This is a genomic window from Embleya sp. NPDC008237 (assembly GCF_042956465.1).
Classification (GTDB): Bacteria; Actinomycetota; Actinomycetes; order Streptomycetales; family Streptomycetaceae; genus Embleya.
The window spans coordinates 58,965-73,618 of sequence record NZ_JBIBGL010000034.1; the positions used below are offsets into that span (position 1 = coordinate 58,965).

A 14,654-nucleotide genomic window follows, 5' to 3' on the forward strand; every position below is an offset into this window, starting at 1 on the left:
ACGCGGCCGGCACTCACGACCGACCGGGCCGGGTCGGCTCGGCGGGAGGGAGGGGGGTGGCGGGGTCGGCGGGGTGGGTGGGGGTGGTCGGGTTGGTCGGATCTCTCGGGTCGGTCGGCTCGTCGGGGGGCGGCGGGGTGGCCGGGTTGGCCGGGCATGTGGGCCTGTTGGGGTCGGGCGGGGTGGCCTGGGTGGTCGGGTCTGCCGGGTCGGCGGGCTCGTCGGGGTGCGGCGGGGCAGCCGGGTTGGCGGAGTCGGCCGGGTCGGTGGGTCCGCCGCGGTCGGTGTGCCCGGTCGGGTTCGCCGCGTTCACCGCGTTCGCCCCGCTCCCGGCGTTCGGTGGGGCGACGGGGTGGACCGGGGCGGGTGGCTCGGCCGGGGGAGGGGGATCGACCTCGGCCGGGGCCTGGGCCTGGCGCGCCGACGCGAACGCCGGCGGCCGGCGCGGAGCGTCGCCGGAGATCGCGGGCATCGGTGCCGCGGCATCGGGTGTCGGTCGGATGGGCTCGGACCCGGGTACGCCTGCCCGTGGCGTGTGGCCGGCGGATACCGCGCCGTCGGACCCGCCGGCCGGCGCGCCCGACGCGCCCGACGCGGCGGTCGAGTTCGCCGCTCCGGGGCGGGACGAGGCCGGAACCCCCGCCCGGGATGCGTCGGCGGACGCCCGAACTCCGGTGCGAGGTGCGCCGCTTGAGGCCGAAGCCCCGGTCCCCGAAGCCCCGGTCCCCGAAGCCCCGGTCCGCGAAGTCTCGGTGGAGCCCGTAACTCCATTTCGAGCCAAGCCGGTTGAGGCTGTGTTGCGTTCTCGGGATGCATCGGTGGAGCCCGGAACCCCCGCCCGGGACGCGGCAGATGCGGACGCGGACGATGTCGTCCCGACAGTCCGACCCGAGCCGGAGACGGGTGCGCCTTCGAAGGCCCGGGCCAGCGCTCCGGCCCCGGTGCCGCGTGATTCCGTGCCCGCGGCAGCGGTGGCGTCCACAGCAGGCGCGCCCGTCGTGCCGGGAGCGGTCATCTGCGCGGCCCTCACCCCGGCCACCGCCGGGTCGACCGCGGAGCCGCGCGTGGTCGGCGCGCCGACAGCCGCAGCCGTGGTTCGGGCGCTCGCCGTACCGCCCGTCCTCGTGCCGAGCAGGGAGCCGCCCGCGACCGAAGCACCAGCAACCGGCGCACCCGCGGCCGATGTACCCGTAACCGGCGCGCCCGCGGCCGACGCACCCGCGGCCGATGCACTCGTAACCGGCGCGCCCGCGGCCGACGCACCCGTAACCGGCGCGTCAGCAACCGACGCGCCCGCAGTCACCGGACCCACCGCGGCCGGACCCGCATTCCCGACCCCCGACCGCAACGCCTCCATGCCAGGCGGCACCGGCTCCCCGCCCGGCGACCCCGGTTCCGAGCCCGCCCGTACCGCTCCCGCGCCCGGCGGCACCGGCTCCGGTGGGCGCAACCGGCCTGCACGGACCGCTCGGGCCACCGCGCGGGCCAGGCCGGCTGTTTCGACCGGGCCCAGGCCGTCCGCGGCGGGCAGTACCCCGAATGTGTCCGGCCGCAGGATCAGGCGGCGCCCGCGTACGTCGCCGAGCACGATCGCCCGGCGGTCCCGGTCCCGGGTGAACGCGACCAGTTGGCGCTCCAGTTCCGGATCGGCCTCCGCGCCGACGCAGGCCAGGACCCGTACCGCCGGATCGGCGCACACCTCGGCCGGCGGCCGGCCCGCGAAGGCCGGGTGTACACCCCGGGCCACGCCGACCGCACCGTCGGGCAATCGCCGAGCGAGCTGTGCGGTCAACGCGTGACCGAGATCCCGGCCGGCCGCCGAGTCCCCGGCCACCGCGAGCACCGGCGGCACCGCCGTGAGATCGAGCAGCACGACATCGGTTTCGAGCAATCCGACCACGACCGGCAGCGCAGCCCGCGCATCCGCCGCGGGCGCGCCCAGCCGCGCCACCGCGGCCGACCACAGCAGGGGATCGTCCGGGTCCGCCGACCACGGCCCCGTGGCCTCCGGCACCTTGGCCGCCGCGAGCCGTACCGACACCCGCTCGTCCGCCAGGACCACGGCCCAGGGTTCGACGCCCGCCGAGCGCGCCTCGGCGACGGCACGTACCGCGCGGTCGAACGTCTCGGGCGCACCCAGGTGCCGAGTCAGCGTGGCCACCGCGCGTCGATCCCGCCGCCACGCGACGAACGGCGCCGCGAACGCCCGCCCGGTCGCCACGATCTGCTGCCACAACCCGCGGAACAACCCGCGTGGGCCGGCCCGTCGAGCCAGCACCCGCAGCAACACCAGGAGCAGCACCACGAGTTCGAGCAGCGCCAGCCACGCGATGCCCCGGTCGCCGCTCCAGAAGTCCGTGCCGAAAGGATTCGCGGCCGTTGTGCTGCTGATCGTGCCCTCCCACGGAACAGGTGAGGCCGAGGCCACCCGAAGATCAGTGAGCATTGAAGCAGTCGCGCAGCGTATTCGAAAGACCTGAGGCGATATTGCGAAAAAGGCTTTCGAGAATCATCCGACACCGTTTCGGGGGTATGGAAGGACATCCGCGCACCGCGTCGACCGCATGCTCGACCGGCCCCGTGTCCACCTGGTGTAAGGGCTGTGACCTGCGCCTACAACGGGATGCCCAGGGCTCGTCCACACCTGCGCGGCAGCGGCCCCCCGGACCGCCCGTCCCGCTTTTCTCATTCTCTGGAAAATCCCGCAACGAACTCGAAACGGGATTCCGGCAATCCTGCACGCGGATCGACAAACCTGCGAATCGACGTGACATTCCCCTTGCCTGGGAAATATGTGCGCCCGTGTTGCGGCGATTCCACAAAATAGACGCGGAGTCGTCCGCGCGACACGGATCTGAGCATCATCTGAGGTTTCGCATGCAGAGACTCGGGTGAATCCGGCATTGCCCGCAAAAGCCCTGAGGTCGCCATGACGGACAATGCGGCACCATGCGCAGGCCGCCCTGCAGTCGACCGGAAACCGACCGGCAGCCGATCCGTGAACCGCGCCGCGGCCGGCCCGGGAACCATGCCGCAACCGGCCCGTGAGCCGCTCAGCGGCCGACCCGGAACCATGCCGCAGTCCATCCGGAAGCCCCCGCCGGCCGACCCGCGACGCCCCCGCCCTAAACGCCCCCGCGCGCCAATCGTGCCCGCAACTCCGGATCCGGACCGGCCGTCGCCGCCCCCGTCAGCAACCCGACCGCCACCAACACCACCGGAAACTCCGCCACATAGTCGATCGACGCCTGCGCCACGAACGCCGTGAACGTCGCCGACCCGACCACCACCACCGCGACCGGTTGCGGCGAGCGCCACAACCGCACGTACACCCACCCCACCAGCGCCACCAGACACAGGGCGCCGGGCAGCCCCTGCTCGGCGCCCTGCCGCAACCACAACGAGTGCGCCGAGTGCACGTCCGCGTCCGAACTCGCCGTCGGACTGTTCGTCACGAACATCCCCGGGCCCGTCCCGCGCAGCGGATGTCTCTTCGTCAGATGTACGCCGTCGCCCCACAGTTGCACCCGACGCTCGGTCAGACCGGCCTCGGCGGCGCCCTCCAGGCCACCCGTGCGCGTACCGAGCGCTCCGAGCACCACGGTGCCCAGCCCCACGCCGACCACACACACCGCAGACACCAGCACGACCGTGCCCTTGCGCCGCACCGCGGCCGACAACAACCCGGCCGGCAACACCACAAGCGCACCCACCGCCGCCGCCACCGAACGCGTCGCGAACGCAGCGAGTACCAACAACCCCGCCAATAACAGGATTTCACCCCGCCGCCGATCGGACGCGGCGACCAGCGCGGCCAGACACGCGGCCCCCACCGCCTGCGCCACCAACGCGCCGTTCGCATTCCCGTAGTGCAACGGCGGCGCAGTCGCGTCCCCGCTCAACGCACCCGGCCACAACATCAACATCCCCGCCACCGCGCCGGCGACCACCGCCGGCGGCAGTAACGCCGAACGCGCGCCGAGCAATCGCCCCAGCACATACCCACCGACCACGGCCGACAGCGCGAACAAGAACGCCGCCGGCTCACCGGCCCGATTCGCCGCCGCCACCAGTGCCCACATCGCGGTCGTCGCGACCACGCCCGTGCCCAGCAGATCAAGCCGGGACAGATACCGCACCGAACTCCGGACCCGACGGTCCCCTTCCCGGTCAACACCCACCGCACAACCCGCTTCCGCTCGACGAACCGGACCCAATTCGTACCCGCGCCCGCGTGCGCGTGTGCTCATCCCGGCCGCCCGGCGATGCCAGGATGTCCCCCATGCCGCTCTACATCTGCGGGGCCGGCGGCGTCGGCCGCGAAGCCCTCGACGCCGCGCTCGCCAACACGCTCACCGTCACCGCGTTCCTCGACGACGCCCGCGCCGGCGAAATAGTGCGCGGCCTGCCGGTGCTGGGCCCGGGCGAAGTCGACTCCGGCGACTACCTGGTCGGCATCGCCGCCCCGGCGGCCCGCGCCCGACTGGCCCTCCTGCTCGACGAACGCGGCCTGCGCGCCGTCACCCTCGTGCACCCGCGCGCGGTGATCTCGCCGGAGACCACGATCGCCGCCGGCTGCCTGATCCAGGCCAACGCGCACGTCTCCAGCAGCGTCACCCTGGGCCTGCACGCGCAGGTCCACTACAACGCCACCATCGGACACGACGCCGTGCTCGACACGCGCAGCACGGTGTACCCGGGCGCGAACATCTCCGGCAATGTGCACCTGTGCGAGGACGTCACCGTCGGCAGCAACGCGGTGGTCCTGCAAGGGCTGACCGTCGGTGCCGGCGCCTTCGTCGGCGCGGGCGCCGTGGTCACCCGGGACGTACCGGCGGGCACCACCGTGGTGGGCTCACCCGCTCGACCGCTGCGCCCGCGCGAGGAGCGGCTCAGCTGAGCCGAGACCGGAACCACGCGACCGTCTGCGCGAGTCCGTCCCGCAACTCGACCGGCTCCGCGGTCGGGAACAGCGCGCGCAGCCGCGACCCGTCGGCCTGCGAATCGCGCACGTCGCCGGGCCGCGGCGGTACGTGTTCGACCTCGACCGACTGCCCGAGCACCTGCGTCAACAGGTCGATCAACGCGTTCAACGAAGTCCGCGAGCCGAACGCCAGGTTGACCGGGATGTCCGAGACCACCCGGCGCAGCACCGCGTCGGTGAGCACCGCGCAGACGCTGCCGATGTTGGTGAAGTCGCGCGTCTGCTCGCCGTCACCCTGCACGCACAGCGGCCGACCGGCCAACGCCGCGTCCACGAACCGCGGAATCACCGCCGCATAGGCGTGATCGGCCGGCTGACCGGGCCCGAACACGTTGAAGAAGCGGAACGGCAGCACCGGCAGGTCATAGCAGTTGCCGTACGCGAGCAGATACGACTCGGTGGCCAACTTGCTGACCGCGTACGGGCTCAGCGGTGCGGTGCGCATGTCCTCCCGCTTGGGCAACTCGCGATTGGCGCCGTACACCGACGACGAGGACGCGGCCACCACGTGGATGTTCCCGGCCCGTCGAGCCGCCTCCAGCACCTCCAGCGTGCCGGTCGCGTTGGCGTGATGGCTGGCCAGCGGTGCCTCCACCGACCGGGGCACCGAGGGCAACGCGGCAAGGTGCACCACCGCCTCCGCGCCGGCGAACGCGTGATCGAGCAACTCCGGCTCCAGGATCGATCCCTGATGCAACGTCACCTTCAGGCCGGCCAGACTTTCGAGCGACCCCGTGGACAGGTCGTCGACCACGTGCACGTCGCGCACGACGTCGTGGTCCTGCAACGCGGCGGCCAGATTCGAGCCGATGAAACCGGCGCCGCCGGTGATCACTACCTTCACAAAGTCCCCCCGGACCATCGTGCGGAACCATCCCCGCCGGTGCCTGTGATTCGAACTCCCCCAAGTCCGACCCGAGGCCGACCCACCCCCGGTTCCCGCACTGTACCCACGGCCCGCTTCACGAGAGGGCAAAACCCGGACAACAGGCCGGAACGTGCGCCACACTTTCCCCTATCTCGGACCCGGGACACCGCCCCGGGAACCGAAGTTGGGGTGGGGGACACTCATGAACATGCCCAGGCCACGGCTGCGCAGAGCAACGATTCCAACGCTGTTCGCGTTGTTGCTCGCGCTCACCGTCGCGGCTCCGAACACACCGAAGGCATCCGCGGGGCCCTGTGACGCACCGGTCACCAACGCGGTCGTCTGCGAGAACAGCAAGACCGGCAACCCGCGGACCGAATGGGACGTCAGCGGCGCCGGCAGCACCTCCATCCAGGGCTTCTCCACCGACATCAGCGTCAATGCCGGTGGCCAGATCAAGTTCCGGATCGACACCACCGCGAGCTCCTACCGCGTCGACATCTACCGGCTCGGTTGGTACAACGGCAGCGGCGCCCGCAAGGTCTACACGATCCCCGCCTCGGCGGTGACCCCACGTGATCAGCCGAACTGCGACACCGACAACCTGGTGACCGGACTGATCGACTGCTCGAACTGGACCGACTCCGCGTCCTGGACCGTACCCGCCGACGCGGCCTCGGGCTACTACATCGCCAAACCCACGCGCACCGACGGCTCTTCGGGCGCGAGCCACATCCCGTTCGTGGTCCGCAACGACGCGTCGCACTCGGCGCTGCTGATGCAGGCATCCGACACCACCTGGCAGGCGTACAACGCCTACGGCGGCAACGACCTCTACACCGGACAACCGGTGGGGCGGGCCTACAAGGTCAGCTACAACCGGCCCTTCACCACGCGGGCCGACAACCCCGCGGACTCGCTGTTCAACGCCGAATTCGCGATGTTGCGCTTCCTGGAACGCAACGGCTACGACGTCACGTACTCGACCGGTGTCGATACCGACCGACGCGGCCAACTGATCAAGAACCACCAGGTGTTCCTGTCGGTGGGCCACGACGAATACTGGTCCGGCGCACAACGGGCCAACGTCGAGGCGGCCCGCGACGCGGGCGTCAACCTCGCCTTCTTCTCCGGCAACGAGGTGTTCTGGAAGACCCGTTGGGAGAACGGCGGGATCAACGGGAACGGCCCCGACCACCGCAACCTGGTGGCGTACAAGGACACCCACGCCAACCAGTCGATCGACCCGCTCGGCCCGTCCGTGTGGACCGGCACCTGGCGCGACCCGCGCTTCTCGCCACCCGGTGACGGCGGTCGGCCGGAGAACAACCTCACCGGCACCATCTTCACCGTCAACTGCTGTACGACCGACATGAACGCCAACGGCGCCGACGGCCGGCTGCGGCTGTGGCGGAACACCCGCCTGGCCACCCTCGGCCTCACCGCACAAACGACGCTCGGAAGCGGAACCCTCGGCTACGAATGGGACTCCGACCTGGACAACGGCGCCCGACCCGCGGGCCTGATCCGGCTCTCCACCACGGTCAAGTCCGGCATGTCGGTGCTCCAGGACCAGGGTTCGACCTACGCCGACGGCAGCTCGAAGCACAGTCTGACCCTGTACCGCGCACCCAGCGGCGCCCTCGTCTTCGGCGCGGGCACCGTGCAGTGGGCGTGGGGCCTGGACGTCTACCGGGTCGGCGCCAACGGCACCGTGGACACCGCGATGCAGCAGGCCACGATCAACCTCTTCGCCGACATGGGCGTACAGCCGGGCAGCCTGATGACCGGCATGGTCGCGGCCGTCAAGAGCACCGACACCACACCGCCCGTCTCGACCATCACCGCGCCCACCAACGGCGGCAGCCTGCCCGCGAACAGCAACGTGACGATCACCGGCACCGCGACCGACACCGGCGGCAAGGTCGGCGGCGTCGAGGTCTCGGTGGACAACGGCGCCACCTGGCACCCCGCCACCACCGGCCGGGAGAGCTGGACCTACGTGTTCACCACCGGCCCGGGCGGCTCGCTCACTCTCAAGACCCGGGCCACCGACGACAGCGCCCGCACCGAAACCCCGTCCGCCGGCGTCACCGTCACCATCGGCGGCCCGCCGCAACCCGTCGTGTGCCCGTGCACCTTGTGGACGCCGACCGACCAACCCTCGTCCGGTCCCGACCCGGACACCGCCGCCACCGAACTCGGCGTCAAGTTCCAGCCCGACCGGGCCGGCTTCATCACCGGAATCCGCTTCTGGAAGGACGCCGCGAACACGGGCACCCACACCGGGACGCTGTGGTCCTCGTCCGGCACCCAACTGGCCACCGCCACATTCCCCGGCGAGACCGCGTCCGGCTGGCAGCAGGTGAACTTCGGCCAGGCCGTACCGGTCACCGCCGGAACCACCTACGTAGCGTCCTACCAGGCACCCAACGGCAGATACAGCGCCGACCAGGGCGGCCTGAGCGCCGCGCACATCCGCGGCCCGCTCACCGCGCCGGCGAGCAACACCGCCGGCGGCAACGGGGTGTACCGCTACGGCACCGGGTTCCCGACCTCGACCTGGAACGACGCCAACTTCTGGGTCGATCCGGTGTTCACCACCTCCGACACCACCCCGACCGGCCCCGCACCCGTGGTCACCGCGACCACCCCGGCAAACGGAGCGATCACGGCCCCGGTCGGCGGCAACCTCACCGCGACCTTCGACCTCGCGGTACAGCCCGCGACGATCGTGTGGTCGCTCACCAAGTCGGACAACAGCACCGTCGCCGGCACCGCGAGCTACAACGCCGGGACCAGGACCGCAACCTTCGATCCGACCGCCGACCTGGCCCCGGGCACGTCGTACACGGTCACGCTCGGCGGCGCACAAACCGCCGAGGGCACCCCGATGGCCCCCCGGACCTGGTCCTTCACCACGGCCGGCGGCACGCCACCGCCGACCTGCGACCCCTCGTGCACGATCTGGCCCGCCACCGCGACGCCGGCCGTGCTCTCCGACACCGACACCACCGGCATCCAACTCGGCGTCAAATTCAGCAGCACCGTCCCCGGTAAGGTCACCGGACTGCGGTTCTACAAGGGCCCCGGCAACACCGGCACGCACACCGGCACGATCTGGTCCACCCAGGGCAGCATCCTGACCAGCGCGGTCTTCGGCAGCGAAACCGCCTCCGGCTGGCAACAGGTGAACTTCACCCAGCCGGTCCAGATCGCCGCCAACACCACCTACGTGGCCTCGTACTACGCCCCCCAGGGCCGGTATTCCTCCACGGAGGGCGGCCTGACCGCGGCGGGCGGCACCGGGCCGATCAAGGCAGCCGCGTCCGGAAGCGTCGGCGGCAACGGCGTGTACGTCTACGGGACCGGCTTCCCCACCAGCACCTGGAACGACAGCAACTACTGGGTCGACGTCGTCTTCACCACCAACTAGCCACAGCGGTACCGGGACACCCGACGGACCCGACACCGGGCACCGAAACCGACCGACGCACAGCGGTACCGGATCCCCGAGCGACCCGGCACCGAGTACCGAACCGGCAGCCGGCGGCATCGATCCGCCGGCGGCCGGCCTCGGGAGGCCGCGGCGACCCGACTTCGGCGCGCCGCGCACCCCTCCCGACCATACGAACCGACCGTCATGCCATTGAGGAGCACCAACTCGATGAAGGCTGCCCGCGCCAGGACCAGATCGGGTCACCGACAACGCAGAGGGACGTGGACGAGCATCGCGTTCGCCGCGATCGGCGCGTTGCTGTTCACCTTGTTCGCACCGATCACCGCGGCCCAGGCCGCGCCATGCAGTCCGTGCTCGCTGTTCGCCGGCGCCGCCCCGACCGGCGCCGTGACCGACACCGACGCGGTGGCCGTCGAGGTGGGGGTGCGCTTCAGGCCCGCCGGCAACGGCACCATCACCCAGATCAAGTTCTGGAAGGACGCCGGCAACACCGGCACCCACACCGGCCGGATCTGGAACACCACGACCGGCACCGCGACCTCGGTGACCTTCATCGACGAGAGCGCGTCCGGCTGGCAGACGGCGAACTTCACACCCCCGATCCCGGTCGCCGCCGGGTCCACCTACATCGCCTCCTACGTCGCACCGGTCGGCCGCTACACGGTCACCGACAACTTCTTCGCCACCGACCACACCGTCGAACAACTCGTCGCCCCGGCGAGCAACGGCACCCAGGGCAACGGCGTCTACACCTACAACCCCGGCAGCGGCATGCCGACCGACTCCTACCAGGCCGGCAACTACTGGGTGGACGTCTCCTTCGTCCCCGGCGCCGACACCACGCCGCCCACGGTCACCCAGACCACACCGGCCGCGGGCGCCACCGGAGTGGCCACCGCCGCACCGTTGTCCGCGACCTTCAGCGAGCCGGTACAGCCCGCCACCGTGCAGTGGGCGGTCGGCCGAACGGGCGGCCCGGCCGTCACCGGCACCACCACGTACAGCGGCAACACCGCGACCTTCCAGCCCACCACGGCGCTCGCCGTGTCCACCGGCTACACCGTCACGATCAGCGGCGCCAAGGACGCCGCGGGCAACACCATGGCCGCCAAGTCCTGGTCCTTCACCACCGGCACCGGCAGCAGCCAGTCCGTGGAGACCAGCATCTGGACCGGCCCGGTCAGCCCGAGCACGCCCAACCAGACCGACAACAACAGCGTCGAGGTCGGCGTCAAGTTCCGCACCACCACCGACGGCCAGATCAAGTCGATCAGGTTCTGGAAGCTCACGGGCAGCACCGGCCCGTACGCGGTCAGCCTCTGGGACAAGAACACCCAGACCCGCCTGGCCACCGTGCCCAACGTGAACCGGACCGGCAGCGGCTGGCAGAGCGTCGACCTGCCCACCCCGATCACCGTGCACGCCGGCGTCACCTACGTCGCGTCCTACTTCGCGCCCAACGGCAACTACCCGGCCAACACCGGCTCGTTCTCCCAGCCCGTCGGCAACTCGATGATCACGGCCCTGGCCGACGGCGTCGACGGCGGCAACGGCGTGTACAAGTACAACGCCGGCAGCGTCTACCCGACGGACAGCTGGAACGGCAGCAACTACTGGGTGGACGTGGTCTTCAGCACCAACGCCGAGGACACCGTCGCCCCCGCGGTCACCGACATGACGCCGACACCGAACGCCAACGGCGTGCTCTCCGGCATCCAGCCCTCGGTGACCTTCAGCGAACCGCTCAAGCCCACCGGCCTGAGCTTCCTGCTCAAGCGCAACGGCACGGTCGTGCCCGCCGAACTCGAACTCGACAACCCGACCACACCGACCCAACTCACCCTCAAACCGGACGCCGAACTGGCCTACGGCACGCCGTACACACTCACCGTGAGCGGCATCAAGGACCGATCCGACAACGCGATGCCGGACGCCACCTGGAGCTTCACCACCGGCCAGGCCCCGCCGACGCCGCCGTGCGACGCGCCCAACACCGGCCCGATCCTGGTGATCAAGGCCGACTCCAACCCGTTCAGCTGCTACTACACCGAGATCCTGCGCAGCGAGGGCCTCAACTCGTTCGCGGTCAAGGACGCAAGCGCGGTCACCGCGACCGTACTGAACGGCTACACCACCGTCGTGCTCGGCGACTTCGCCCCCTCGGCGCAACTGGTCACCGACCTCACCACATGGGTCAACGCGGGCGGCAACCTGATCGCCATGCACCCGCGCGCCGCCCTGGCCGGCCTGCTCGGCCTGGGCACCTCCGGCGGCTTCCAGGCCAACCAGTACATGAAGGTCGACAGCGGCACCGCCGCCGGCGCCGGCATCTACAGCCAACTGAGCATGCAGTACCACGGGCCCGCCGACGTCTGGACGGTCCCCGGCGGCGTCGGCACGGTCCGGGTCGCAGACCTGTACACCCGCACCGGCACCAGCCCGCTGGGCCCGGCCGTGACCACCCGCACCGTGGGCAGCGGCACCGCGTCCGCGTTCACCTACGACCTGGCCCGCTCGATCGTGCAGACCCGCCAGGGCAACCCGGCCCAAGCCGGCGTCGAGAACGACAACTTCTCCGACAGCGGCGGCCCGCTGATGCGCGCCGACGACATGTTCTACCCGGACTGGATCGACCTCAGCCGGGTCCAGGTCCCGCAGGCCGACGAGCAGCAGCGCCTGTTCGCCAACCTGATCGAGCTCGGCAACCGCGCCAAGGCCCCGATCCCGCGGACCTGGTACCTGCCCGGCAACGCCGCCACCACCGCGCCCGACCTGCTCAAGGTCGTGATGGTCTCCACCGGCGACAACCACGGCCAGAACCTCAGCGACATGCAGGGCAGGGTGACCCGCTACAACAACAACAGCTCCGACCCGGCCTGCGCGAGCCCGATCGCCGCGCTGCGCGACGCCGCGGTACGGAACTGGAAGTGCATGCGCGGCACCATCTACGTCTGGGGCCCGGGGCCGCAGGGCACCCAGGCGCCCTCGGTGTCCGACGTCCAGAACTGGACCGCGCAGGGCTTCGAGATCGCCCGCCACGTGGATCAGAACGGCAGCTGCCCGCAACTTCGCGCGGGCGCGTCCCAGACGGACATCAACGCCGGGCTCGGCGCGGTGTACGAGAACAGCCTGGACGACTTCACCCGCTACGCGCCGCTGAAGCCGACCACCAACCGCACGCACTGCCTGACCTGGCCCGACTGGAGCTCGAACGCCGCGATCGCCCGGGCCAAGGGCATCCGGCTCGACACCAACTACTACTACATGCCGGATTACTGGAAGAACACGTGGGGCGGGCCGCTGATGAAGGCGAGCCCCGGCTTCTTCACCGGCTCCGGCTTCCCGATGCGATTCACCGACCCCAGTGGTCAGATGATCGACATCTACCAGGGCACCACGCAGATCAACGACGAATTCCAGCAGGTCTACCCGGACACGTTCGACCAGCTCGTCAACGGAGCCAACAACGACGGCTTCTACGGCACATTCGTGATGAACAACCACACGGACTCCGCGAACGCCAACGGCGGAGTGGGCAACGTGGGCCAGCTCGACATCGAGCAGGCACTGATCGCCTCGGCCAAGGCGAAGAACGTCCCGATCGTGTCGGCCAAACAACTGCTGGACTGGACGGACGCCCGAAACGCCTCCACGATCACCGGCCTCAACCGAGTGGGCAACTCGGTCACCTTCACGGTCAACCAGAACGCGGCCGCGACCAATCTGATGACGATGCTGCCCACCACCGGATCGGGCGGCACCACCCTCACCGCGCTCACCCGCGGCGGTTCGGCGGTCACATTCCAGAAGACCACCGTCAAGGGCATCGAGTACGCCGTCTTCGACGGGACCTCGGGCGCATACACCGCGACCTACGCCAATCCGGTCGCGCCGCAGATCGCCCAGGCCAAGGCAGCCCCGGCCGCAGACGGCTCGGGCACGCTGACCTGGACGACCGACGTGCCCTCGACGACGGAGATGCAGCTCGGCACCACGCCGGACCAGATGCCGATCACCCACAAGAGCGTGGAGACCGCGGGCGAGCACAAGGTCGCCCTGGGCGCGCTCAAGCCCGACACCACCTACTACTACCGACTCACCTCGGAGAACGCGAAGGGCGAGCGCACGGTCTGGCCCGCCCCGAACGCGAAGCCTGCGGAATTCCGCACCCCCAAGGCCGACCGCAAGGCGCCGGTGATCAGCGACGTCTCGGTCAAGACCTGGCCCGACGGCAGCGCCGACCTGACCTGGAAGACGGACAAGCCCACGACCACGTCGGTGCTTCTGGGCGACACCCCGGCGTCGGTGCGACCGGTGTACGCGGACCGGAAGCAGTCGACCACCGAGCACCACGCCAAGCTCGGCCACCTCGGCTCGGGCAAGACGTACGCATACCGCCTCGCGGGCGTCGACGCGGCCGGGAACGAAGGCACCTGGACGGGCGGCGGGGGAAAGAAGAAGGACACCGCACGGCTGGTGATGCCCAGGCCGGGTGTCGCCGAGACGGGCGCGTTCGACTTCACCAACGGCACCGTGTCCGGGGGAGCGGTGAGCGGCGATCGGCCGAACGCGCTCACCCTGGACAGGGCCGCGACCGGTACCTATATGTCGAAGCCGTTGGACGCCGGCCGGATGGTGACCTGGCTGGCCGGTGACTGGCAGGCCGAGATCCCCAAGGGCAGCACGCTGCGGGTATCGGTGCGGACCGGCACGACGGCCGTCCCGGACGCGAGCTGGACGCAATGGAAGGACCTGTCCCGACCGGGTGACACGGTCGGCAGCGCGTCGCGATTCCTGCAATACCGGGTGGAGCTCACCGGCGACGGTCGCGCGCTTCCCACCCTCAAGGGAATCGGCTTCACCCACGACGGCACGGTCACCACCACACCGCCGGTGACCGAGGCGGGACCGAACACGCTGCCCGGCCCGAAACCCGTGACGGGGAAGGGGCGTTGACCCTCGGCTGAGCCCGCGGGGACGGTACGCACGGCCGGGCCCGGAGCGATTTGGCGCTCCGGGCCCGGCCGTGTACTGTTGCGAAGTCCGCCCGGGAGGCGAGCAAATCCATGATCACCGATTAGGCGATCGGGAATGCGCTCCGCTAACGTCTGCGGGCACCGCCAAATGCCTCGGAGAATGCAAATTCCCGATGCCCGAAGCGGTGGGCGAAGCAGGCCGGAAGGGCTGCTAGGCTCGGCGGGCCGGAAGCGGAAGAAACGCAAGTTTCGAAAGCGGAAGGCACGAGAAAGCGGACGAAAAGCGGGTCGCAAGATCTGCTAGAGTCCGGGAGGCGGAAAACGCGGAAACGCGGTGGACGCCGAAAGCGAGGAAAGCGAAGCCGC

The 14,654-nt window shown here is 70.6% G+C and carries 6 protein-coding genes; 3 read left to right on the plus strand and 3 right to left on the minus strand.

Going from position 1 to position 14,654, the window contains the following annotated elements:
* Positions 1–13: 13 nt before the first annotated feature.
* Together ACFZBU_RS46155 and ACFZBU_RS46160 are read right to left on the minus strand one after the other, a co-directional pair.
* On the minus strand, positions 14–2,446 hold the full coding sequence (locus tag ACFZBU_RS46155) for a hypothetical protein (protein WP_391589835.1): 2,433 nt from the start codon (positions 2,444–2,446) through the stop codon (positions 14–16).
* Between the two features lie 679 nt (positions 2,447–3,125).
* Positions 3,126–4,139 (minus strand): O-antigen ligase family protein, encoded by a 1,014-nt coding sequence (locus ACFZBU_RS46160; protein ID WP_391589836.1) that lies wholly within the window; start codon positions 4,137–4,139, stop codon positions 3,126–3,128.
* 143 nt (positions 4,140–4,282) lie between these two features.
* Here ACFZBU_RS46160 and ACFZBU_RS46165 point away from each other — a divergent pair, with 143 nt between their 5' ends.
* The gene (locus ACFZBU_RS46165) at positions 4,283–4,900 is read left to right on the plus strand and encodes a NeuD/PglB/VioB family sugar acetyltransferase (protein ID WP_391589837.1); all 618 of its coding nucleotides are present in this window, start codon (positions 4,283–4,285) and stop codon (positions 4,898–4,900) included.
* Here the strand turns inward: ACFZBU_RS46165 and ACFZBU_RS46170 are convergent.
* Positions 4,893–5,828 (minus strand): NAD-dependent epimerase/dehydratase family protein, encoded by a 936-nt coding sequence (locus ACFZBU_RS46170; protein WP_391589838.1) that lies wholly within the window; start codon positions 5,826–5,828, stop codon positions 4,893–4,895. The genes ACFZBU_RS46165 and ACFZBU_RS46170 overlap by 8 nt on opposite strands.
* Positions 5,829–6,060: 232 nt before the next feature.
* On the opposite strand from ACFZBU_RS46170, the gene ACFZBU_RS46175 reads away from it, so the two are divergent.
* Together ACFZBU_RS46175 and ACFZBU_RS46180 are read left to right on the plus strand one after the other, a co-directional pair.
* A complete protein-coding gene (locus tag ACFZBU_RS46175; protein ID WP_391589839.1) occupies positions 6,061–9,288 on the plus strand; it encodes a N,N-dimethylformamidase beta subunit family domain-containing protein in 3,228 nt (1,075 codons plus the stop codon).
* Positions 9,289–9,519: 231 nt separating this feature from the next.
* Positions 9,520–14,268: a DUF4082 domain-containing protein gene (locus ACFZBU_RS46180; RefSeq protein WP_391589840.1), complete on the plus strand. Its 4,749-nt coding sequence runs from the start codon at positions 9,520–9,522 to the stop codon at positions 14,266–14,268.
* The last annotated feature ends 386 nt before the right edge of the window (positions 14,269–14,654 follow it).

Bases quoted from the DNA above. Each gene is read 5' to 3' on its own strand.
- ACFZBU_RS46155 (WP_391589835.1), bottom strand. From the start codon at position 2,446: ATGCTCACTGATCTTCGGGTGGCCTCGGCCTCACCTGTTCCGTGGGAG.
- ACFZBU_RS46175 (WP_391589839.1), top strand. From the start codon at position 6,061: ATGCCCAGGCCACGGCTGCGCAGAGCAACGATTCCAACGCTGTTCGCG.
- ACFZBU_RS46180 (WP_391589840.1), top strand. From the start codon at position 9,520: ATGAAGGCTGCCCGCGCCAGGACCAGATCGGGTCACCGACAACGCAGA.
- ACFZBU_RS46165 (WP_391589837.1), top strand. From the start codon at position 4,283: ATGCCGCTCTACATCTGCGGGGCCGGCGGCGTCGGCCGCGAAGCCCTC.